Origin of the sequence: Halomarina oriensis, assembly GCF_009791395.1 — an archaeon.
In the GTDB taxonomy this organism is placed as follows: Archaea; Halobacteriota; Halobacteria; order Halobacteriales; family Haloarculaceae; genus Halomarina; species Halomarina oriensis.
Map to the genome: position 1 here is coordinate 137,018 of NZ_WSZK01000006.1, position 23,142 is coordinate 160,159.

A 23,142-nucleotide genomic window follows, 5' to 3' on the forward strand; every position below is an offset into this window, starting at 1 on the left:
GGGAAACCACTAAGGGGGCCGTCTCCGGAGCGTGTGTCATGTCAGCGGAGTACCCGCTCGAAGAACTCGCCAGCCTCCCGTCGTTCTACCACCCGACCGTCTCGCCCGACGGGTCGCGCATCGCGTTCTACTACGACGAGACCGGACGCAACGAACTGTACGTCCAGGACCTCGACACGGGCGACCGCGAGCGGGTCTCGGAGGGGAACGTCCCCCGACAGGCCCGACACGGCATCGCCTGGGACGCCGACGGCGAAGGGGTCTTCCTCCACGTCGACGACGACGGCGACGAGCAGAACGACGTCCATCGCTTCGACCTCGACTCGGGGGAGTCCGAACCGCTCGTGGCGGGCGACGGGCAGAGCCACTTCCAGACGGTGAGCGACGACGGGCGTTGGCTGTTCTACACGTCGACCGCGGAGGGACAGATGAACGTCCACCGCTACGACCGCGAGACCGAGACGGACGAGCGCATCACCGACTACGACCAACCGGTCCACACCGTCGAACTCTCGCCGGACGGCGAGCGCATCGCGTACACGACCAACGAGTCCGACGACCTGGAGAACAGCGACGTCTACGTCGCGTGCGTGGAGCGCTCCACCGGCGGTGCCGACGGGAGCGCCCCGCGAAAGCTCGACCTGAACGACGAGGGGTTCGAGGCGTCGCTCGCCGACTGGCAGGACGAGCGCCTGCTCGTCGGTGACGACTCCCCCGACACCAACCGCGTCGGCGTCTACGACCTCGACGCGGAGTCGGTCGAGTGGTTCGACAGCGACTACGAGGAGCGCCCGGTCCGCTTTCTGGGGACCGAGGCCGACGGCGACTTCCTCGTCCTCCGGTTCCGCGAGGCGGCCGTCGTCCCGCTGGTGTACGAGGACGGCGAGGCACGACGGGTCGAGGCACCACTCGGCGTCGCCTCGTTCCCCGGCGACGAGTCGCTCGTCGGGGACGGCACGGTCCTGCTCCAGCAGACCACGCCCAACACCCGTCCGGAACTCCTCCGCTACGACCTCGCGGACGACAGCTACGAGACGCTCGTCGAGGCCGACTACGGCGACATCGACCCGGACGCGTTCGCCGACTGCGAGTTCGTCACCTACGAGTCCGAAGACGGACTCGACATCGGCGCGCTCCACTACGACGCTCGTGACGGCCCTGCGGTCGAGTCGGATGCCACGACCGTCCCCGCCATCGTGATGGTCCACGGTGGCCCCCACGCCGCGTCGTTTCGCTCGTTCAACGCCTACGCGCAGTTCCTCGTCTCGCGCGGGTACACCGTCCTCCAGCCGAACTATCGGGGCTCCATCGGCCGGGGACGGGAGTTCAAGAACGCCATCCACCACGACTGGGGCGGCATGGAGCAGGTCGACGTCCGCGAGGGGGCGGCGTGGCTCCGCGAACAGGCGTACGTCGACGACGACCGTATCGCCGTCTTCGGTGGCTCTTACGGCGGTTACAGCGCCTACTGCCAGCTGACGATGCACCCCGAGGCGTGGACCACGGGCGTCGCCTGGATCGGCATCACCGACCTGCAGGCGCTCTACGAGGAGTCGATGCCCCACTTCAAGACCGTCCTCGAACAGCAGTTGGGGGACCCCGAGGAGAACGCCGCGTTCTACCGCGAGCGCTCGCCGATTACGCACGTCGAGGAGATGACCGCGCCCATCCTGATGGTCCACGGCGTCAACGACCCGCGCTGTCCCATCAGTCAGGCCCGCCGTTTCCGTGACGCGCTCGAAGACCAGGGCTGGGAGGAACCGGAGGAGTTCCAGTACGAGGAACTGGGCGAGGAGGGCCACGGCTCCTCGGACATCGACCAGAAGATTCGCGCCTACCGCATCATGGCGGAGTACCTCGCCGAGCGGATGCCGGCGACCGCGAGGTCGGAAGCGGACGACTGAAAAGAGGGCCGTTCGAGTCGTCGCCCCCTACAACAGGTCCGCGTCGGCCAACCGCTCGACACCCTCGCGCAGACGCGCTTCGCTCGCGGCGTAGCTCATCCGGGCGTAGCCGCCGGCACCGAACGCGCCGCCGGGGACCATCGCCACGTGGGCCTGCTCGATAGCCGTCTCACACCACTCTTGGTCGTCCTCTGCCACCGGAATCATCGCGTAGAACGCACCGTCGCCGATGGGGACGTCGACGCCCTCTTCGGCGAACAGGTCCACCACGAGTTCGCGCCGCTCGGCGAACGCGTCGCGCATCTCGGCGACGAACTCGTCACACTCCTGCAACGCGGTCACGCCCGCGCGCTGGACGAAGTTCGTGGCGCAGGTGACGGAGTGGCTCTGAATCTTCGAGGCTTCGTCGACGAACTCGTCGGGACCGGCGATGTAGCCGAGTCGCCACCCGGTCATGGAGTACGCCTTCGAGAACCCGTTGAGCGTGACCGTGCGGCCTTCCATCCCGTCGAGCGACCCGAGGCTGATGGCCTCTGCGTCGTAGGTGATTCGGTCGTAGATCTCGTCGGAGAGGACCGTCGCGTCGTGGTCGACCGCGAGGTCGCGGACGCCTTCGAGTGCTTTCTCGGAGTAGACCGCGCCGGTCGGGTTGTTCGGGGAGTTGACGACGACGAGCGCGGTGTCGTCGGTGATGGCCTCGCTCAGTTCGTCGAGTGCGGGTTCGAGTTGGAACTCGTGGGGCGTCAGGTCGACGCGCCTGAGCGTGCCGCCGGCGAGTTTCGCCATCGCCTCGTAGGAGACCCATGCGGGGTCGAGCAGGACGACCTCGTCACCCTCGTCGACGAGCGCCTGGAACGCCTCGAACAGCCCCTGTTTCCCGCCGGGAGTGACGATGACCTGGTCGCTCGTGTACGAGAGGCCGCGTTCGCCGAGGCTGTCGGCGACGGCCTCGCGGAGTTCGGGGACGCCCTTCGAGGGGGCATAGCCGGTGTGGCCCTCGTCGATGGCGGCCTTCCCGGCGTCGACGACCGCCTGTGGCGTGTCGAAGTCGGGTTCACCCACCGAGAGGTCGACGACGTCCACGCCGTCGGCTTCCAACTGTGAGGCGAGATTGCTGACGGCGACGGTGGCGCTCGGTTCGACGCGGGTGACGCGGTCCGCGAACTGCATCGTCAGAGTGCCTCCACGAGGTCGATGGCCCCGTCGACGGCTTTCGCCGCGTTGCCGACGCGTTCCTGGGCCTCCGCCCCGCTCATCCCCGGTCCGATGACGCCGAACGTGACGGGTTTGTCCCGGTCGAGGCTGACGTCGGTCAGTCCCTGTGCGGCCGCGTCGGCGATGACCTGGTCGTGGTCGGTGTCGCCGGTGACGATAGCGCCGACGGTGGCGACGGCGTCGACGTCGTCGCGGCGTGCGAGGCGGTCGGCGGCGAGCGGCGCGTCGTACGCGCCGGGGACGTGTATCAGTTCGACGACCTCAGCGTCGCGCGCCGTCGCGGCTTCGAGCGCACGCTCTTCCATCTCCTCGGTGACCGAGCGGTTGAACCGCGCGACCACCAGTCCGAGCCGTGTCATACGCTGCCGGTGGCTTGGCCGGGCCATAGAAGTACCGCTGTCGGCATCTGGAACTGTCAAACGACGAACTGAGGAACCACAAGGTTCCTTAGGGGGCGCGGGCAGTAGCGGGTAATGGCAGTCGGACCATCGCTCGACGAGTACACGGGAGCGGGGCGGAACGCCGTCCTCGGCGTCTGTGCGGTCACCGTCGCCGCCCTCCTCGTGCGACTCGTCGACCTCGGCGGCCGGGTCGCCCACTGGGACGAGGGGCGAGTCGGTTACTGGATTCTCGACTACGTGCGGACCGGCGAGATGTCCTATCGGCCCATCATCCACGGCCCGTTCTACCACCACGTCAACCCCCTCGTCTTCGACGTCTTCGGCCCGACGGACTTCGCCATGCGACTCGTCCCCGCGCTGGTCACCGGCCTCCTCCCGCTGTCGGTGTTGCTCCTGTGCGACCGGTTCGACGGCGTCGAACTGGTCGGGATGGCGTTCTTCTTCGCGTTCAACCCGCTGTTGCTCTACTACTCGCGGTTCATGCGTGGCGACCCGCTGGTCGGCGCGTTCATGATGGTCGCGTTCTTCCTGTTCGTCCGGTTCTACGACACGCGCCTGTACCGACACCTCTTCGCGGCCGTCGCGTTCACCGCGCTCGGGTTCACGGTCAAGGAGAACGCCCCCGTCTACGTCCTCTGCTGGCTCGGCGGACTGACGGTCTACGGCGTCCTCGTCCTGTTCGCCTCGTCGGGGACTGGTCGCCGCCTGCTTCAGGGGCGACTGGGAGGAGTGGTTCGCCTGGGCGACCGTCGACCCAGGCCCACCTGGTCCGGCCCGCTGGCCGACGGTGGCGCGGGCGTTCGACGCGTGCTGCCCCGGCCGTCCTCCGCAGGGGCGCTGCTCGGGGTCGGCGTCTTCCTGTGCTGTCTGGTGCTGTTCTTCGCCATCGTCGTCGCCTTCTACGCGCCACGCGGCGCGACGGGCGTCACGGTCTCGACCACGCTCGCCGACCCGACACGGTTCCCGGCGCTGGTCCGCGAGGCGACGGTCGGCTCCGTCGAGTCGTTCTACTCGCTGTGGCTCCACGACGGGGGCCAGTCCGACCACCCGTACCCGCCCTACCTCGAACATCTCGTCGAGACGCTCGGTGCGGGTGCGGTCGTCGTCAGCCTGCTCGCGTTCGTCGGCGTCGGTGCCGACTCGACCCGCGAGGGCGGCCCCCGGCCGGTCGTCCTCGTCACGTTCCTCTGGGGTCTCGCGTCGGTGTTCGGCTACCCGCTCATCACCGACATCAAGGCTCCGTGGGCCGCGACGCACGTCGTCTTCCCGTGGGTGGTGCCCGCCGGGGCCGGCATCGTCCGGGTGGTCCGGTGGGGACGGAGCGTCGGCCCGACCAGCGAGGTCCGGTGGACGTTCCCCGTGGCCGTCGTCGCCGCCGTCGCCGTCGGCCGCTCGTGGTTCGACTTCGGGGTGACCGACGCCGTCTTCTGGCTCGTCGTCGCGGCCGTCGTCGCGGTCTGGGCGCTCGGTCTCGTGGCGCGACGGGGGAAGGCTCCCGCCGCCGACTACCTCACGGTCGGTCTCGCGCTCACTGTCGTCCTCTTCACGGCGGTCGTCCCGGTGGCGACCGCCTACCAGACGAGTTTCGCCCAGCCGCAGGCGGAGTCGAACGACCTCGTCCAGTACGCACAGCCCAGCGCGGAGGTCCACCCCGAGATGGCGGCCATCGAAGCGCTCGCCGAACGCAACGAGGGAACCGACGTCGTCCTCTACGGCTCCTCGCTCGTCGACGGCAACCCGATCCGACAGGAGCCGTCCTGTGCCGGACACGAGGGCTGGTTCGACGCCCTCCCGTTGCCGTGGTACCTCGAGGGAGCCGACGCCGAGACGGCCTGCGCCCAGAACCTGGGCGCACTGAACGCCATCGAGAGCGAGGGTACCCCACCGGTCGTCGTCTCGACGGTCTCACACCGTCGTGCCCTCGAAGAGCGGTACCCCGACTACACCGTCACCGTCCGGTCGATGCGTCTCTACGGGAGCGAGTGGGTCTTCCTCGTCGACACCTCGCGGCTACCGGCCGAGGAGAACCCGCTGGCGGGAGTCGACGACGCGACGGTCGCCGGTCGGTCATCGGTGACGGCCGACGACACACGTGCTGCGACGGCGTTCCACCACGGTTAACCTCCCTCCGGGGAGAGCCTCGGACATGGCTCTCAGGACGCCCGGCCCGACCGTCGGCGTCGTCGGTGGTGGACAGCTCGCACGGATGCTCGGCGAGGCGGCCGGTCCGCTCGGCGTCGAGGTGGTCGCGCTCGACCCGACGCCCGACCCTCCTGCCGCGCCGGTCGTCCGCGACACCGTCGCGGCCGACTTCGACGACGAGACGGCGATATCGGACCTCGCCGACCGCGTCGACGTGCTGACCTACGAGATAGAGCTGGCCGACGCGGACGCGCTCGAACGAGTGAGCGAGGAGACGGGGACGCCGGTCCACCCGGACCCGAGGACACTCCGGCGTACGCAGGACAAACTCGCCGAGAAGCGGTGGCTCGACGACGCCGACGTTCCCGTCCCGGCGTACCGCCCCGTCGCGGACGAGGCGGACCTACGCGAGGCGGGTGACGGCCTCGGCTGGCCGGTGATGCTGAAAGCCCGCGAAGGCGGGTACGACGGCCGGGGCAACTTCCCGGTCGAGGGCCCCGAGGACGCCGCGGACGCACTCACAGAACTCGGGAGCGACGCGCTCGCCGAGGAGATGGTCCCGTTCGACCGGGAACTGTCGGTCATCGGTGTCCGCGGCGCGGACGGTGAGCGGGCGACCTACCCCGTCACCGAGACGGTCCACGAGGACGAGATTCTCCGGGAGAGCGTCCAGCCGGCACGGACGAGCGAGGCGGTGACCGAGCGGGCACGCGAGGTGGCGACCGCGGTCCTCGACGCGATGGACGGCCGTGGCGTGTTCGGCATCGAACTGTTCGAGTGTGCGTCGCGGAGCGACGCGGGAGACGTCGACGGGGAAATCCTCGTCAACGAGATCGCCCCCCGGCCGCACAACTCGGGGCACTGGACCATCGAGGGCGCACACTGTTCGCAGTTCGAACAGCACGCCCGCTCGGTGCTCGGGTGGCCACTCGGGTCGACCGAGCGCCGTGGGGCGAGCGTGACGGCGAACCTGCTGGGCGACGTCGAGGAGACCGGCCCTGCCGAACTCTCCGGCGTGGAGTCGGTGCTGGCCGCCCCGGACGCACACCTCCACTGGTACGGCAAGCGCGAGGCCCGCCCACTCCGGAAGATGGGCCACGTCACCGTCGTCGGCGAGGAGAGCGCGGCGACGCTCTCTCGGGCACGAGCACTGCGCGAGTCGGTGACGTTCCGCTGACCGCACTGCGGGCACCGCTCACCGGCCGCCGACCGTAACCACGAAGCGACCCGGGCGCGCGCCTCCGTGCATGACCGACACTGCCGACCCAGTCCAGTCGCTCATCGACGACCTACACGCCGAAGCGGAGCGTGACCGCCCGACCGAGGAGACGCCCGAGGTGGGCATCGTGATGGGGTCCGATTCGGACCTCGACACGATGTACGGCGCGTACGAGGCGCTGACCGAACTCGGCTTCGCGGAGGTGACCGACACCGACGCGCCGCCGGAGGCACGCTACACCTTCGAGACGTACGTCGTCAGCGCCCACCGGACGCCCGACCTGATGGACGCCTACGCGACGACGGCCCGTGACCGCGGGTTGGACGCCATCGTCGCCGGCGCGGGTGGGAAGGCCGCGGACCTGCCGAACATGGTCGCGTCGCTCGCGTACCCGCTCCCGGTCGTCGGCGTCCCGGTCCAGGAGAAGTCCGTCGACTCGGTCATCGGGATGCCGACGGGTGCGCCGCTGGTCGCCGTCGACGCCGGCAAGTCGTTCAACGCGGCGCTCTCGGTCGTTCAGATGCTCGCGCGCGCACACCCCGATCTGGAGGAGCGACTCGTCGAGTACCACGACGACCTGCGCGCCGGCGTCGGCCGGGTGTCCCGGGACCTCCACGAGTCGGGGACCGAGTCGTTCCGGGACCGCCGCTGAGGACGTCCCACCGAGGGAGTTGGATGGCGAACAGGCGACGCGCCTCCCCTCGCTCCCCGGCCGGTGCGTCGCACCCCCGCGAGTCGGCCGGGGTCGTTCTCAGACCACGACGAGACTGGCCGTGCCCTCCGGTTTGAAGCCTCGCCGTGGTGCGGTCGTGCGCGGTGACGAGCCCTGTCGGGACCGTACCGCACTCTGTGGCCCACAGCGGCGGTGAGGAGGTCGAATCGTGACCGCCGCCAACCCACCGAAACCGTGGCGCAAACCGGCTCACGCGGAAGAATCAAGCCTTATATGCCGGCCCTCCCAATCCGCAATACGATACCACTAATGAGTAACCCGTGGATAGCAGTCGGCGCGCTGGGAGTGGTCTCGGTGCTCATCCCGCTGGGGATGATCGCCGCGTCCTCGCTCATCCGACCCAGAGTGCCGGAACAAGGGAAAACCGCCGTCTACGAGTCCGGTGAGGTCCCGACGGGGAACACGCGCATCCGGTTCAACATCCAGTACTACATGGTCGCGCTGTTGTTCGTCATCTTCGACATCGAGACGGTCCTCATCTTCCCCTGGACGGTCATCTACCGCGACGCGGTTTCGCAGGTCGGTCTGACGAAGGCGCTGGTGCCGATGCTGATCTTCATCGGCGTCCTCGTCGTCGGCCTCGTCTGGGCGTGGCGTAACGGTGCCGTGCGGTGGGTCAAGCCGACCGCGACGGAACGGAGGCAGACAGACACATGAGTAGCGACAAACAACTGCAGACGACCCAGGAGGCCCGTATGGGCGAGGGCGTCGACGACCGGTTCAACTCGAAGCTTCGGGAGGCGTTCGGCTCTTCGCCGTTCATCCTCACCAAGTTCGATAAGTTCATGAACTGGGTTCGCGGCTCCTCGATGTTCATGCTACAGTTCGGCATCGCCTGCTGTAGCATCGAGATGATGCACACGTACGCGGTCAAACACGACCTCGACCGCTTCGGTGCAGGGGTGCCACGTGCGTCGCCCCGACAGGCGGACGTCATCATCGTCCCGGGGACCATCGTCTCGAAGTTCGCCCCGCGGATGAAGCGTGTCTACGACCAGATGCCCGAGCCGAAGTTCGTCGTCGGGATGGGGTCGTGTACCATCTCCGGCGGCCCCTTCCACGAGGGCTACAACGTCATCAAGGGCGCGGAGGAGGTCATCCCGGTGGACATCCACGTCCCCGGCTGTCCGCCCCGTCCCGAAGCGCTCGTCTACGGCGTCGCCAAGCTACAGGAGCGCATCGCCAACGGCGAGACGTCGCCCGTGACGGTCAAACCGTACGAACTCGAACAGTTCGGCGACCTGGAGGGGGACGAACTCGTCCGCCACCTCGCCGACGAAATCGACGAGGAGGACCTCGTCATGCGTTACAACTGGGCCGAGTCACGATGAGTCTGGAGAAACCACGGCCGAGCACGACCGACCACGTCGGTGTCACCGAACAGGGTCTCGACTACGAGGCGCTCGCCGACCTGCTCGGCGACCTCGTCGTCGGCCGCGAGTCCCACATCAACGCCGAGGGGTTCGTCGTCCGACCGGAGCGCGTCGCCGAAGCGCTCGGTCGCCTGAAACAGCAGGCGGGCTTCGACCACTGTTCGTGTGTCACCGCCCAGGAGTACGACGACCGCTTCGAGAGCATCTACCACCTCAAGAAGTACGCCGACCCCACCCAGGAGGTCAGCGTCGTCGTCCCCACGAGTCGTGACGACCCGCGCAGTCAGTCCGGCAACAGCGTCTTCCGCACCGCCGACTGGCACGAGCGCGAGGCCTACGACCTGATGGGCATCACCTACGACGAGCACCCGGACCTCCGGCGTATCCTCCTCCCCGAGACGTGGCAGGGCCACCCGCTCCGGATGGACTACGACCAGGAACAGCCACAGGTCGTCACCTTCCGCGAGCACGCCAACCCGCTCAAGGAGGACCACCGCGAGGACGACGCGGACACGATGTTCGTCAACGTCGGTCCGCACCACCCCGCGACCCACGGTGTGCTCCACCTGAAGACGGTCCTCGACGGCGAGACGGTCGCCGACGTGGACCCCGACATCGGCTACCTCCACCGCTGTGAGGAGCAGATGTGCCAGCAGAGCACCTACCGCCACCAGATCATGCCGTACCCCGACCGCTGGGACTACATCTCGGCGGGCATCCTCAACGAGTGGGCGTACGCGCGTGCGGCCGAGGACCTCGCCGGACTGGAGGTCCCCGAGTACGCACAGGTCATCCGGACGATGAGTGCGGAGATGTGCCGGATCGCAGCCCACCTGCTCGCGCTCGGGACGTTCGCGCTGGACGTCTACGGCGACTTCACGGCCATCTTCATGTACTCGACGCGTGACCGCGAGGTCGTCCAGAACCTGCTGGAGGACCTGACGGGCCAGCGCCTGATGTTCAACTACCTTCGTCTGGGCGGTGTCGCGTGGGACCTCCCCGAGCCACGCGAGGAGTACTTCGAGAAGGTCCGTGACTTCCTCGACGACCTCCCCGCGAAACTCGAGGAGTACCACGACCTCGTCACGGGTAACGAGATCTTCCAGCTTCGGTGTGTCAACACCGGCGTCCTCGAACCCGACGTCGCCAAATCCTACGGGGCGACGGGTCCCGTCGCTCGTGGGTCGGGCATCGACTACGACCTGCGCCGTGACGACCCCTACGGCTACTACCCCGAACTCGACTGGGACGTCGTCACCGAGGACGGCTGTGACAACTACTCGCGCGTCCTCGTGCGGATGAAGGAGATCGAGGAGTCGGCGAAGATCATCGGGCAGTGTGTCGACCTGCTCGAAGAGTGGCCCGAGGAGGAACGCGAGATTCAGTCGAACGTCCCCCGGACGCTCAAACCCGACAACGACACCGAGGTCTACCGCGCGGTCGAAGCCGCGAAGGGCGAACTCGGTATCTACATGCGCTCGGACGGGACGGACACGCCCGCCCGGTTCAAGATTCGCTCGCCGTGTTTCTCCAACCTGCAGACGCTGCCGGAGATGTCCACCGGCGAGTACATCCCGGACCTCATCGCGTCGCTCGGCAGTCTCGACATCGTGCTCGGTGAGGTCGACCGATGAACTGGGGGCTGCTCCAGCAGGCGAACAACTCGACGAACGGCTCGGGCAACGGTACTAACGCCACGAACGCGAGTGGCGGTATGGGCGGTGGCGAGGTCCAGACGCTCCCGGACACGCTCGCCAGCCTGCTCGGTCTCGGTGACGGCCCGCTCGTCACCTTCGTGATGGGTATCGTCGCGGCGGGACTCGTCGCCTCCTTCCTGCTCACCCTGGTCGCCGTCTCCGGCATCTGGGGCAAGCGGAAGATCACGGCGGCGTTCACCGACCGCATCGCGGTCAACCGGCACGGCCCGTTCGGCCTGCTCATCATCGTCGCCGACGCGGTCCGCCTGCTGTCGAAAGAACTCATCGTTCCCGACGGCGCGGACCGACCGGCGTACGACATCGCGCCCATCATCATGGTGTCGTCGGCACTGCTCGGCTTCGCCGTCATCCCGATGGGGAGCGGCATCCAGCTCGCCGACCCCGAAGCGGGGCTCGTCTACGTGTTCGCCGTCGCCTCCATCGCCAGCGTCGGGCTGGTGACCGCGGGCTACGCGTCGAACAACAAGTTCTCGTTTCTCGGTGGGCTGCGCGCGGTCGCACAGAACATCGCCTACGAGATACCCCTCGTCGTGACGGCCGCCTCGGTCGTCATCTTCGCGGGGTCGCTACGGATGAGCGAGATCGTCGCCGCACAGTCCGCGACGCTCGTCTCGCTGGGGCCGGTCTCGATTCCGGCGTGGTACGCGTTCGTCAACCCGTTCGCGTTCGTGCTGTTCGTGGCCGCGAACCTCGCGGAGGTCGGGCGCAACCCGTTCGACGTTCCCGAGGCCCCCACCGAGATCGTCGCGGGGTGGCAGACGGAGTACTCGTCGGTGTACTTCGTGCTCTGTTACCTCTCGGAGTTCATCCACATCTTCCTGGGCGGGGCCATCATCGCGACCCTGTTCCTCGGCGGCCCGGCCGGTCCGGGCCCCGAGGCACTCGGGTTCGTCTGGTTCGTCCTGAAGATGCTCGCGGTCTACCTGTTCACGCAGTGGGCCCGTTCGGCGGTCCCGCGTGTTCGTATCGACCAGCTCATCGAAATCGGCTGGAAGGGGATGCTCGTCCTGAGCTTCGCCAACCTGCTGCTCACCGCCGTCATCGTGGGGGTGGCCTTCTGAAGGTGGCCGCCGGAGTTCCCGGCGTTGAAAACAACCCACCTCGAACCTACTACCAATGATTGGAATCCTCAAGGGCATGGCGACCACCATGAAACACGCACTGGACGGCTCGACGTTCACCGTCGAGTATCCGGAGACGGCACCCGAAGTGTCGCCACGGTTCCGTGGCGTCCACAAGTTCAGCCAAGAGCGCTGTATCTGGTGTCGTCAGTGTGAGAACGTCTGCCCGAACGACACGATACAGATCGTCACGGACGACCAGCGCAACGGCGAACAGTACAACCTCCACATCGGCCAGTGTATCTACTGCCGACTCTGTGAGGAGGTCTGTCCCGTCGACGCCATCCTGCTCACTCAGAACTTCGAGTTCACCGCGGACACGAAAGACGAGTTCGCGTACAACAAAGAGCAGTTGAAGAACGTCCCGTGGTACAAGGACATCGACCCGCTCGCGTCGCGCGAACCCGACCGCGGTGCGTGGATCGGCGAGGGCGACGGCGAAGTCGACTACGAGTAACGACCCACCGGTTTACGCCTCGGGTGGCGGCATCGCCGCCACCACTCGGCGCAGAAATCCGGACCGAAAACGGCTGGCCCTCACTCGTCGACGCTCGTTCGGGCCAGTGAACCCCACTCGCCCACCCCGTCCGCTCGTGCGGACGCTCGCGCCTCCTCGTCGACCACTGCGTCCAAACGAACTCCCGACCCTCGAACAGCGACGCATGGACAGCCCGCTCGTCTTCGACGGTCACAACGACACGCTGCTGACCTCCACCTCGACAGGAGCGAGGCCGGTCGGTCGTTCTTCGAGCGGAGCGACGCGGAACATATCGACCGCCCACGCGCTCGGGAGCGGGGTTCGGCGGTGGGCTGTTCGCCGTCTTCGTCCTGGACGACGAGCGCCCGGAGTTGATTCGGACCGACGACGGCTACCGGATGCCGCTCTCGCCCGCGGTAGACACCGAGCAGGCGAAGGCGTTCACCCACGACGTGCTCGCGCGGCTCTACCGACTCGAACGCGAGTCCGCGGGCGACCGGCGGGTCTGTCGAGCGGTCGACGACGGCCGCGCGGCGTGGGTCGACGACGGCCCCGCGGCCGTCACACACCTCGAAGGCGCGGCCGCGGTCGAACCGGACCTGTCGAACCTCGACTTCCTCTACGCCGCGTGGGTGCGCTCCATCGGCCTGACGTGGGCGCGGCCGAACGCCTTTGCGACGGGCGCACCGTTCGCGTACCCACAGACGCCGGACGTGGAGTCGGGCCTGACCGACGCCGGTGTCGAGTTGGTCCGTGCCTGCGACGAGCGTGGCATCGTCGTCGACTGCCCACACCTCAACGCGGCGGGCTTCCGGGACGTCGCCGAGACGAGCGACGCGCCGCTGGTCGTCAGTCACACCGCCGTCCACGACAGCTGCCCCTCGACGCGGAACCTGACCGACGAGCAGTTGGACGTCGTCGGGCGGTCGGGTGGGGTCGTGGGTATCTCGCTTGCCGTCGAGAACCTGCGCGCGGACGGCGACCAGGTCGTCGACACCCCAGTGTCGGTCGTCGCGGACCACGTCGAGTGCGTCGCGGACCGAATCGGGACCGAACACGTCGCGCTGGGGTCGGATTTCGACGGCTGTACCGTGCCCGAACCGGTCGGCGACGTGACCGGCGTGCCCACGATACTCGACACGCTTCGAGAGAGCGGCTTCGAGAACGCCGATATCGAGCAGCTCAGCCGTGGAAACTGGTTTCGGCTCCTCGACGAGACGTGGCGATGACCGGGGGAATACAGTTCTTGTAGCGACGACAGAATAGACGTTCGTCTCGCCGTCCGCGTGCGTGCGCTCGCGGACGGTTCTCGAAACGTTGAAACCCGCCGCAAAACGATTGGCACCAATGGCACCACTCGCAGAAACACTAGCATTTGCGCTGTTCGCTTTCGTGACAGTGAGCAGCGCCCTCGGCATGGTGCTAGTGCGCGACGTCTGGCACGCGGCGCTCCTGATGGGGACAGCGCTGCTGTCGGTCGCCGTCCACTACGTCATGTTGCAGGCGGAGTTTCTGGCGGCGATGCAGATCCTCGTCTACGTCGGCGGGGTTCTCATCCTCATCACGTTCGCCGTCATGTTGACCCGTGAGTCCGTTCCCGAAGCACGGACGGACGCCGAATCGGACGAGGAGGTCTCGGCATGACCTCCCGACCGCGGCTCAACGACGACATCAACGTCGTGCAGGGACTGGCTGCATTCGCCCTGTTCGGCGTCCTGGCGCTGACGTTCGTCACCTCGACGGGCTGGAGCGCGCCGGCTGGCTTCCCCGACGGGTCGGTCACCGCGAGCATCGGCTACGCGATGTTCGACCTGACGAACCAGGCGGCCATCCAGTCCGAACCGTTCCTCGTCTCGTTCCTGATCATCGCGGTCGTCCTCGACGCCGCGCTCGACGGGGCGATCCTGCTCGCGAAACGCGAGGGCGGCGGCGGACTCTACGGCGCGTCCCGTAACCGGCTCCGCACCGACGGCGGCACGGAGGACGACGACTGATGGTCCCGATCCAGTACTACATGATGCTGTCGGCGGCGCTGTTCTGCATCGGCGTCTTCGGCATCCTCACACGGCGGAACGCACTGATGTTCCTCATGAGCGTCGAGCTCATGCTCAACGCGGCGAACATCAACCTCGTCGCGTTCTCGTTCCAGAACGGCAACCTCACGGGACAGGTGTTCAGTCTGTTCACGATGGCGCTCGCCGCCGCGGAGGTGGCCGTCGGTATCGGCATCATCCTCGTGCTCTACCGCAACTTCTCCGACGTCGACGTCACCAAGGCGACGACGATGAGGTGGTAATCTATGGCAGGCGCATTCGACTTCGCTCCGGCTATCGCACTGCTCCCGTTCGGCTCGTTCGTCGTCGCGCTGTTCCTCGGGCACCTGATGCCCAAGCGCGGCGCGCTCGCTGGCATCATCGCGACCGTCGGGTCGCTGTTGCTCTCGATCTGGGTCGCACTGACCGTGCTCGGCGGTGAAACGTACAACGAAGCCATCTACGAGTTCGTCGCGGTCGGCGACCAGCCGATCCAGTTCGGTCTGCTGCTCGACCCGCTCTCCTCGTTGATGCTGATCATCGTCTCGCTCATCGCCGTGCTGGTCCACGTCTTCTCGCTGGGCTACATGAACGACGAGGGCGAGACGGGACTGCCCCGGTACTACGGCGAACTCGGCCTGTTCACCGCGAGCATGCTCGCGTTCGTCATGTCCTCGAACCTGCTGATGGCGTTCATGTTCTTCGAGCTGGTCGGGCTCTGCTCGTACCTGCTCATCGGGTTCTGGTTCCGCCGTGACGGGCCACCTAGCGCCGCGAAGAAGGCGTTCCTCGTCACCCGCTTCGGTGACTACTTCTTCCTCGTCGGCGTCGTGGCCGTCTTCGCCACGTTCGGCACCGCGCAGTTCGCCGGCCCCGAGAGCTTCCCTCGGCTCGCCGAGGCGGCGCTGGCGGGCGAGGGCGAGGCGACCCTGCTGTTCGGCCTCGACGCCCAGACGTGGTTCACGGTCGTCGGACTGCTCATCCTCGGCGGTGTGATGGGGAAGTCCGCGCAGTTCCCGTTCCACACGTGGCTCCCCGACGCGATGGAGGGTCCGACGCCCGTCTCCGCGCTCATCCACGCCGCGACGATGGTCGCGGCGGGTGTCTACCTCGTCGCTCGTATCTACGGCTTCTACGCGCTGCTCCCGACGGCGCTCGCGGTCATCGCGTTCGTCGGCGGGTTCACCGCGCTGTTCGCCGCCACGATGGGCGTCGTCAAGCGCGAGATCAAACAGGTGCTCGCGTACTCCACCATCTCCCAGTACGGCTATATCATGCTCGCGCTGGGTGGCGGTGGCTACGTCGCGGGTGTGTTCCACCTGACGACTCACGCCGTGTTCAAGGCGCTCCTGTTCCTCGGTGCGGGTTCGGTCATCATCGCCATGCACCACAACGAGGACATGTGGGAGATGGGTGGCCTCAAAGAGAAGATGCCGGTCACCTACTACGCGTTCCTCTCGGGGTCGCTCGCGCTCGCGGGTATCGTCCCGTTCTCCGGCTTCTGGTCGAAAGACGAGGTGCTGTTCGAGACACTCATTCACGGCTTCGGCAGCGACGGCGGCATCGGTATCGCCCTCCTGCTGGCCTACGCGATGGGTCTCGTCGCGGTGTTCTTCACCGGCTTCTACACCTTCCGGATGGTGCTACTGACGTTCCACGGCGAGCCGCGCTCGGACACCGCACGCGACCCCCACGGCGTTCACTGGAACGTCAAGGGGCCGCTGGCGGTGCTCGGCGTGCTGGCTGCGACGGTCGGGGTCATCAACCTTGTCCCCGTCCACACGTTCGTTCCCGCGGTTCCCGAGTACCTCCACGACTGGCTGTTCTACGGTCCCGAGGGCCTGAACGGCACGTACTACGAGGAACTGCTCCACAACGTCGCCGGCGTCGACCCCGGCTATCCGCTCGGTGAAGTCGGGACGATGCTGGCGTCGGCAGCCGTCTCGCTCGGTCTCGCACTCGCGGGGTCGGCGCTCGCCGTCGCGCTCTACCGCGGTGACTCGCCGGTCGAACACACCGACCGGCTCGGTTCTGCCAAGACTGTGCTGTTCAACAACTACTACCAAGACGAGTATCAGGTGTGGCTCGCCCAGGGGCTGACGATGCGCGTCGCCCGTGGTGCCGACAAGTTCGACCAGGGCGTCGTCGACGGCGTGGTCAACGGCGTCTCCTCCGTCTCGCTGCTCGGAGGCAGTCGCGTCCGCCGCATCCAGACGGGTATCGTGTCGAACTACGCGACGCTGCTGACGCTGGGGCTGGTCGCCCTGCTCGTCGGTATCGGGCTGATGGGGGGGTGGTTTTAGATGCTCATCGAAGCCCTCATCGGCGTCTGTCTGCTCGGTGCGATGCTCACGTTCGTCGCGCCCGACCGGGTCGCCGGCAAGCTAGCGGCGGGTATCAGTCTCGTCCCGCTCGTCGGGTCGCTGTTCATGTACGCGACGTTCGAGGCGTCGGGCAACGCGCTGTTCGGCGGCGAGACGATGTTCGGCATGAACCTCGCGTGGTTCGAGCTCGCGAGCTACCAGCTGTCGTACCACACCGGTCTCGACGGCATCTCGCTCCCGCTGTTCGTGCTCTCGACGGTCCTCGTCCCGCTCGCCATCCTGAGCGCGTGGACGCCGATTCAGGAGCGTCAGAGCCAGTTCTACGGCCTCGTCCTCTTCATGGAGGCGAGCCTGCTCGGCGTCTTCTCGGCGCTGGACTTCTTCCTCTGGTTCGTCTTCTGGGAGGCCGTCCTCATCCCGATGTACTTCCTCATCGGCGTCTGGGGCGGCCCGCGTCGGAAGTACGCCGCTATCAAGTTCTTCGTCTACACGAACGTCGCCTCGCTGGTGATGTTCATCGGCTTCGCCACCCTCGTGTTCGCGCTGGGTGACTCGGTCGGCTCCTTCGGGCTCCCCGAGGTGACCCAGGCCATCGCCGACGGCGGCCTCGGGAGCGTCGCGGGCGTGCCGGGCGAGACCATCGCGCTCGTCTCGTTCGTGCTGATGTTCATCGGGTTCGCGGTGAAGGTGCCCGTCGTCCCGCTCCACACCTGGCTGCCCGACGCGCACGTCGAAGCGCCGACCCCGGTGTCGGTGCTGCTGGCGGGCGTCCTCCTGAAGATGGGGACGTACGCGCTGCTCCGGTTCAACTTCACGATGCTGCCGGGTGTCGCCACCGACCTCGCGGTGTTCATCGCCCTGATCGGTGCCGCGAGCGTCATCTACGGCGCACTGCTCGCGCTCGCACAGCAGGACCTCAAGCGCATCGTCGCGTACTCCTCGGTCTCCTCGATGGGGTACGTCATCCTGGGGCTCGTCGCGTACACCGAGTACGGACTCGGCGGTGCGACGTTCCAGATGGTCGCTCACGGCCTCATCTCGGGGCTGATGTTCATGTGCGTCGGCGTCGTCTACAACACGACCCACACGCGCATGGTCGGCGACATGTCCGGGCTGGCCTCGCGGATGCCCTACACGGTCGGGGCGCTCGTCGCGGGCGCGTTCGCCTACATGGGCCTGCCGCTGATGGCCGGCTTCGCGGGCGAGTTCTTCATCTTCCGTGGCGCGTTCGCCTCGACGGTGCTCCCCAACAACGGGATGGCACTCATCACGGGCGTCGCCATGTTCGGTATCGTCATCGTCGCGGGCTACTTGCTGTTCGCGATGCAGCGGGTCCTGTTCGGCGAGTTCTTCTCGGCGACGGACTACGAGGTCCGCGAGGCGGGCGTCCACGACGTGGCTCCGCTCATCGTCCTCGTGTTGCTCGTCATCCTGCTGGGCACGGCTCCGGGCATCTTCTTCGACATGATCGTGACCGCCACGCGGCCCATCCTCGACAACGTCGGGGGCGGTGGTGAGGCGGCCGTCGAGTCGCTCGGATCCGTCCTCGGAGGTGTCCGATAGATGTTACAACAGCCGTTCGAAATCTCTGGGCTCGCCCTGCTCGCACCGACGCTTCTGCTCGGTGTGACGGCGCTGGTCCTGTTCCTCATCGACAGTATCGCCCCCGAAGAGTCGTCGTCCGCGCTCCTTTCGGGAGTGACGGTCACCGGGTCGCTCGCGGCACTGGCCGCGGCGGGAGCCATCCTCGTCACGACCGGCGGGGACCCCCAGGACCTCTACGGCGGGCAACTCGTCGTCGACGGGATGAGCCTGTTCTTCACGTTCATCTTCACGAGCGTGACCGCGCTCGTCGCGCTCGCCAGCTACGACTACCTCGAGGAGTTCCGTTACAAGGCGGAGTTCCACTCGCTGACCGTGCTGGCGGCGACGGGGATGACGCTGATGGCGAGTTCCAACTCGCTGGCGACGGCGTTCATCAGCCTCGAACTCGCCTCGCTGCCGTCGTACGCGCTCGTCGCGTTCCTCAAGAACAACCGCGGGAGCGTCGAGGCGGGGTTGAAGTACTTCCTCATCGGCGCGCTGTCGTCGGCGGTGTTCGCTTACGGCATCTCGCTGGTGTACGGTGTCACCGGCCACCTGCAGTTCAATCAGGTCGCCGAGAACCTCGGTGCGGCCGGTGACGGCCTCGTCGGCGTGCTCGGCGTCGGTATCCTCATGATCATCGGTGGGTTCGCGTTCAAGACGGCGAGCGTGCCGTTCCACTGGTGGGCCCCCGAGGCGTACGAGGGTGCGCCCGCACCCGTCAGTGCGTTCCTCTCGTCGGCCTCGAAGGCCGCCGGGTTCGTCATCGCGTTCCGCGTGTTCACCGTCGCGTTCCCCCAGGCGACCGCCGTCGACCTCGGTATCGACTGGGTGCTCGCCTTCCAGGTGCTCGCGCTCGTCACGATGACCCTCGGGAACTTCGCCGCCGCGACCCAGGAGAACGTCAAGCGGATGTTGGCGTACTCCTCCATCGGGCACGCCGGCTACGTGCTCATCGCGCTCGGTGCGCTCACCGGGAGCGCAGACCAGGCGCTCGTCCTCGGTGCCGGGATGCTCCACCTCGTCGTCTACGGCTTCATGAACACGGGGGCGTTCCTGTTCATCGCCCTCGTCGAGTACTGGGGCGTCGGCCGCACGTTCGAGGACTACAACGGTCTCGGGAAGCAGGCACCGGTCGCCTGCGTTGCGATGACCGTGTTCCTGTTCAGCCTCGCGGGCCTGCCTATCGGTGGCGGGTTCCTCTCGAAGATCTTCCTCATCCTCGCGGCGGCGAACGCCGCGACCATCGGGACGTACGTCCTCGCGTTCGCGCTCGTCGTCAACAGCGCCCTGTCGCTGTTCTACTACTCGCGGGTCGTGAAGGCGATGTGGATCGAGGACCCGGTCACGGACCTCGAGGTCGGTGGCTACCCCACCGGCCTGTACGCGGCCATCGTCGTCGCCGCCGTCGTGACGGTCCTCCTGCTCCCGGGGCTGGGACTGTTCTCGGGGGTCGCCTTCGACGCCGCGGCGTCGATGATTCAGTAACGACCGGGACACTCCGCTTCGACCCGTTCTCCGGTTCTCTCTCGACTCCGTCCGTCAGCCGACCGCTCGCCGAGGCGGTGAAGCTTTCCCCACGGGGGTCGTTCGAGCGGACATGAACACCCGGCTCGTCCTGGGGTGTGGGTCGTTCGGGCACGCCCTCATCGAGGAGTTGCGCCAACGACCCGGAGACGTCCACGTCATCTCGGGCGACGAGGGGCGCGTCGACTCGCTCCGTGGGGAGAACGTCCCGGCCGAGTTGGGCGTCTACGACGACCGTGCGGTCATCGAGAGCGTCAAGGACGACGACCTGCCGACGGTCTCCGGCGTCGTCGTCGCCGGGGACGACGCCGACCGGAACCTCCAGGCTATCGACCACGCTCGGACGCTCTACCCCGACGCGACCGTCGTCGCCTACGTCGGCCGTGACCCCACCGACGACCAGCGTGCCGCGTTCGACGAACGGGCCGACGGCGTCGTCGACCCCACCGAAATCGTCCCGCGTCGAATCCTCCAGGCCGCCGGCCGTGGCGGCCTCCGCCTCCGCCAGCTCCACCGTATCGTCCGTGACCTCGACGGTCCGCTCGCGGTCGTGATGCACGACAACCCGGACCCCGACGCCATCGCCAGCGCGTGCGCACTGGCACAGATCGCAGAGAACGCCGGCTGTGAGGCCGAACCGTGCTACTACGGTGAGATCTCCCACCAGGAGAACCTCGCGCTGGTCAACCTGCTGGAGTACGACCTCACCAACCTCGACCCCGAGACCGACCTCTCGCGGTTCGCCGGGTTCGCGCTCATCGACCACTCCCGGCCCGGCGTCAACGACCAACTCCCGCCCGACACCCCCATCGACATCGTCGTCGACCACCATCCGCCACGGGAACCCATCGAGGCGCGGTTCGTCGACCTCCGGAGCGACATCGGCGCGACGAGCACGCTCCTGACGGACTACCTCAGACGCCTCGACATCGAACCGTCGCGGGCGGTCGCTACGGGGCTCCTGTTCGGTATCCGTATCGACACGAAGGACTTCCGCCGGGAGGTGAGCGTCGACGACTACGAGGCGGCGTCGTACCTCCTCCCGTTCGCCGACACCGCGACCCTCGACCGGGTGGAGTCGCCCTCCATCAGTGTCGACACGCTGGAGACGGTCGGTCGGGCCATCCGGAACCGCGACGTCCGCGGTGAGGTGCTCACCTCCTGTGTCGGTCGCTTACACGCTCGTGACGCACTGGCACAGGCCGCCGACCGGTTGCTCGGTCTACAGGACGTGACGACGACGCTCGTCTACGGGTTCAAGGACGGCACCATCTACATGTCCGCCCGCACGCGCGGGACCGACCTCGACGTGGGCGAGACACTGCGCGAGGCGTTCTCGCAGATCGGTGAGGCCGGCGGCCACGCCGACATGGCCGGCGCGCAGATTCCGCTGGGCCTGCTCGGGACCGTCGAGGAGGACGCAGACGAGGACCTCTCGTCGGTCATCACCGACGTGGTCACCGACCGGTTCTTCGAGACGCTGCGGGCGCGGCCGAACTGGGACCTCATCGACCTCTACGACGGCGGTGTCGAGGAGTTGCCCGTCGGGGCGGACGAGGAGTAGCGCGGTTCGGACCGAGCGAAGCGAAGGAGAACCGCGGACGGAACGGCGAGTGCCCGAGCGTCGAGGAGTCGGACAGCCTCGCGGCCGGATACGTCCGACCGGGAGGCTTTTGCCCGAACTGACCCTCCATCCGGCAATGGGCGAGCAGAAACTCCGCGTCAAGGACTACATGACCCGTGACGTGGTCACGGTCAGCGTCGACGAGACCGTCGCGGACGTGAAACGCCGTATCGCCGAGAGCGAGGAGCACAGCGGCTTTCCGGTCTGTGACGGCCGACGCGTCCACGGGTTCATCGCGGCGCGTGACCTGCTGCTCGCCGACGACGAGGAGCCGATGTTCAAGGTGATGAACGACGACCTCATCGTCGCCCACCCGGAGATGAACATCAACGACACCGCACGCGTCATCCTGCGTTCGGGCATCCAGAAACTCCCCGTCGTCGACGACGCGGGCAACCTCGTCGGCATCATCTCGAACGCCGAGTGGTGCGTTCACAGATCGAACGCGCCACGCCGGGGAAGGTGGACAAACTGATGCAGACGCTGCGGAACATCCACTCCGTCGGGATGCACCAGGAGCGCCGCCGGGTCGCCCTCGACGACCTCCGCCCCACGCAGTCGAAGGTCTACACCGACGAACTGGAGGGTCGGAAGTACGAACTGGAGAACGGCCTCGCGGAACCGCTGGTCGTCATCGACAACGGTGGCCGGGACCTGCTGCTCGCCGACGGCCACCACCGCGTCAAGGCGGCGTACCGCGACGACATCCCCGAGATGGACGCCTACGTCATCGTGCTGGACAGACCGGTCGAACTCGGGATGGCCGAGACGGCACGCAAGGCGAACCTCCACTCCATCGACGACATCCAGGAGGTCGACTACGCCCACCACCCGCTGGTCGAGACGACGAAGCGGTTCCAGCGCGACTGACCGACGACGGGGCCGTCGCGGAGACCGACGGAACCTGTTTCTGGAAACGCCTTTTCCCCTCCCCCCACCAGTACCGACCATGAGTGACGCGGTGACGGTCCCCGACCGCACGACGGCAGAGAGCGCCGACCCGCCACCGGCGGTGTCGGTACGTGGCCTGACCAAGACCTACGAGGGCGGCGACGAGGTGGTGCGGGCCGTCGACGACGTGACTCTCGACATCGCACCCGGAACCGTCGTCGGCGTCCTCGGGCCGAACGGCGCGGGGAAGACGACTACCCTCAAGTCGATGCTCGGACTGGTCGTCCCGACCAGCGGGTCGGTCACCGTCGCGGGTGTCGACGTCCACGAGGACCCGACGGAGGCGTACGCCCACGTCGGTGCGATGCTGGAGGGCGCACGCAACGTCTACTGGCGACTCACCGTCCGCGAGAACCTCCGGTTCTTCGCGGGCCTGGGCGGTCGGAAGCCGAGCGCGATGGCCGAGCGTCACGAGCAACTACTGGACCAACTCGAACTCGCCGAGAAGGCCGACACGCCGGTCAACGACCTCTCGCGCGGGATGAAACAGAAGGTGTCGCTGGCGTGTACGCTCGCCCGCGACGTGGCCGTGGCGTTCCTCGACGAACCGACGCTCGGACTGGACGTCGAGAGCGCCGTCGAGTTGCGCCGCGAACTCCGCCGACTGGACCGACGGAGGAGTCGATGACCGTCGTCCTGTCGAGTCACGACATGGATGTCATCCAGGCGGTCTGTGACCGCGTCGGTCGTGATGGTCGACGGTTGCGTCGATCGCCGACGACACGGTGCGGCCTCGTCGACGCGTTCGGTACGCAGGCGTACCGGCTGACCTGACCGGCCTCGACGCGAGCGACC

General features: G+C 67.4%; 19 protein-coding genes and 2 pseudogenes. 19 read left to right on the forward strand and 2 right to left on the reverse strand.

All coding sequences use genetic code 11. The annotated features are described in order from the left end of the window. The first annotated feature begins 38 nt into the window (after positions 1–38). A complete protein-coding gene (locus GQS65_RS02535) occupies positions 39–1,904 on the forward strand; it encodes a S9 family peptidase (protein ID WP_158203094.1) in 1,866 nt (621 codons plus the stop codon). 27 nt (positions 1,905–1,931) lie between these two features. Here GQS65_RS02535 and GQS65_RS02540 read toward each other — a convergent pair whose 3' ends face one another. Next, positions 1,932–3,074: a pyridoxal phosphate-dependent aminotransferase gene (locus tag GQS65_RS02540; RefSeq protein WP_158203095.1), complete on the reverse strand. Its 1,143-nt coding sequence runs from the start codon at positions 3,072–3,074 to the stop codon at positions 1,932–1,934. Between the two features lie 2 nt (positions 3,075–3,076). Further along, the gene (gene ribH, locus GQS65_RS02545; protein WP_158203096.1) at positions 3,077–3,478 is read right to left on the reverse strand and encodes a 6,7-dimethyl-8-ribityllumazine synthase; all 402 of its coding nucleotides are present in this window, start codon (positions 3,476–3,478) and stop codon (positions 3,077–3,079) included. A 114-nt stretch (positions 3,479–3,592) separates the two neighbouring features. Here ribH and GQS65_RS02550 point away from each other — a divergent pair, with 114 nt between their 5' ends. The 18 genes and pseudogenes from GQS65_RS02550 to GQS65_RS02635 form a co-directional block, all read left to right on the forward strand. Continuing rightward, positions 3,593–5,641, forward strand: coding sequence for a flippase activity-associated protein Agl23 (locus GQS65_RS02550; RefSeq protein ID WP_158203097.1), 2,049 nt, complete (start codon positions 3,593–3,595; stop codon positions 5,639–5,641). Positions 5,642–5,666: 25 nt separating this feature from the next. After that, a complete protein-coding gene (locus tag GQS65_RS02555; protein ID WP_158203098.1) occupies positions 5,667–6,839 on the forward strand; it encodes a 5-(carboxyamino)imidazole ribonucleotide synthase in 1,173 nt (390 codons plus the stop codon). Positions 6,840–6,909: 70 nt separating this feature from the next. Beyond that, the gene (purE, locus tag GQS65_RS02560; RefSeq protein WP_158203099.1) at positions 6,910–7,533 is read left to right on the forward strand and encodes a 5-(carboxyamino)imidazole ribonucleotide mutase; all 624 of its coding nucleotides are present in this window, start codon (positions 6,910–6,912) and stop codon (positions 7,531–7,533) included. A 330-nt stretch (positions 7,534–7,863) separates the two neighbouring features. Then, a complete protein-coding gene (locus tag GQS65_RS02565) occupies positions 7,864–8,271 on the forward strand; it encodes an NADH-quinone oxidoreductase subunit A (protein ID WP_158203100.1) in 408 nt (135 codons plus the stop codon). Further along, complete coding sequence (locus GQS65_RS02570; RefSeq protein WP_158203101.1) at positions 8,268–8,945, forward strand: NADH-quinone oxidoreductase subunit B; 678 nt, start codon at positions 8,268–8,270, stop codon at positions 8,943–8,945. Before GQS65_RS02565 ends, GQS65_RS02570 begins: the two co-directional genes overlap by 4 nt. Beyond that, the gene (locus GQS65_RS02575) at positions 8,942–10,621 is read left to right on the forward strand and encodes an NADH-quinone oxidoreductase subunit D (RefSeq protein ID WP_158203102.1); all 1,680 of its coding nucleotides are present in this window, start codon (positions 8,942–8,944) and stop codon (positions 10,619–10,621) included. The genes GQS65_RS02570 and GQS65_RS02575 overlap by 4 nt, the downstream gene beginning before the upstream one ends. Before the next feature lie 80 nt (positions 10,622–10,701). Then, positions 10,702–11,766, forward strand: a complete 1,065-nt coding sequence (locus GQS65_RS02580) for a complex I subunit 1/NuoH family protein (protein ID WP_394351422.1) — start codon at positions 10,702–10,704, stop codon at positions 11,764–11,766. A 55-nt stretch (positions 11,767–11,821) separates the two neighbouring features. Next, complete coding sequence (locus GQS65_RS02585; protein WP_158203104.1) at positions 11,822–12,283, forward strand: NuoI/complex I 23 kDa subunit family protein; 462 nt, start codon at positions 11,822–11,824, stop codon at positions 12,281–12,283. Between the two features lie 392 nt (positions 12,284–12,675). Continuing rightward, on the forward strand, positions 12,676–13,533 hold the full coding sequence (locus GQS65_RS02590) for a dipeptidase (RefSeq protein WP_233264984.1): 858 nt from the start codon (positions 12,676–12,678) through the stop codon (positions 13,531–13,533). 118 nt (positions 13,534–13,651) lie between these two features. Continuing rightward, on the forward strand, positions 13,652–13,948 hold the full coding sequence (locus GQS65_RS02595; RefSeq protein WP_158203105.1) for an NADH-quinone oxidoreductase subunit J: 297 nt from the start codon (positions 13,652–13,654) through the stop codon (positions 13,946–13,948). Further along, positions 13,945–14,298: a hypothetical protein gene (locus GQS65_RS02600; RefSeq protein WP_158203106.1), complete on the forward strand. Its 354-nt coding sequence runs from the start codon at positions 13,945–13,947 to the stop codon at positions 14,296–14,298. Before GQS65_RS02595 ends, GQS65_RS02600 begins: the two co-directional genes overlap by 4 nt. Continuing rightward, positions 14,298–14,600, forward strand: a complete 303-nt coding sequence (nuoK, locus tag GQS65_RS02605; protein WP_158203107.1) for an NADH-quinone oxidoreductase subunit NuoK — start codon at positions 14,298–14,300, stop codon at positions 14,598–14,600. Before GQS65_RS02600 ends, nuoK begins: the two co-directional genes overlap by 1 nt. A gap of 3 nt (positions 14,601–14,603) precedes the next feature. After that, complete coding sequence (gene nuoL, locus GQS65_RS02610) at positions 14,604–16,640, forward strand: NADH-quinone oxidoreductase subunit L (protein WP_158203108.1); 2,037 nt, start codon at positions 14,604–14,606, stop codon at positions 16,638–16,640. After that, entirely contained in the window at positions 16,641–18,224 is a 1,584-nt protein-coding gene (locus GQS65_RS02615) for a complex I subunit 4 family protein (RefSeq protein ID WP_158203109.1), read from the forward strand. Continuing rightward, entirely contained in the window at positions 18,225–19,733 is a 1,509-nt protein-coding gene (locus GQS65_RS02620) for an NADH-quinone oxidoreductase subunit N (protein WP_158203110.1), read from the forward strand. It begins immediately after the preceding gene. Between the two features lie 112 nt (positions 19,734–19,845). Beyond that, a complete protein-coding gene (locus GQS65_RS02625; RefSeq protein ID WP_158203111.1) occupies positions 19,846–21,336 on the forward strand; it encodes a DHH family phosphoesterase in 1,491 nt (496 codons plus the stop codon). A 136-nt stretch (positions 21,337–21,472) separates the two neighbouring features. After that, a pseudogene (locus tag GQS65_RS02630) lies at positions 21,473–22,266 on the forward strand (CBS pair associated ParBc domain-containing protein). Positions 22,267–22,345: 79 nt separating this feature from the next. Next, a pseudogene (locus GQS65_RS02635) lies at positions 22,346–23,118 on the forward strand (ABC transporter ATP-binding protein); the annotation flags it as partial. Between the last annotated feature and the right edge of the window lie 24 nt (positions 23,119–23,142).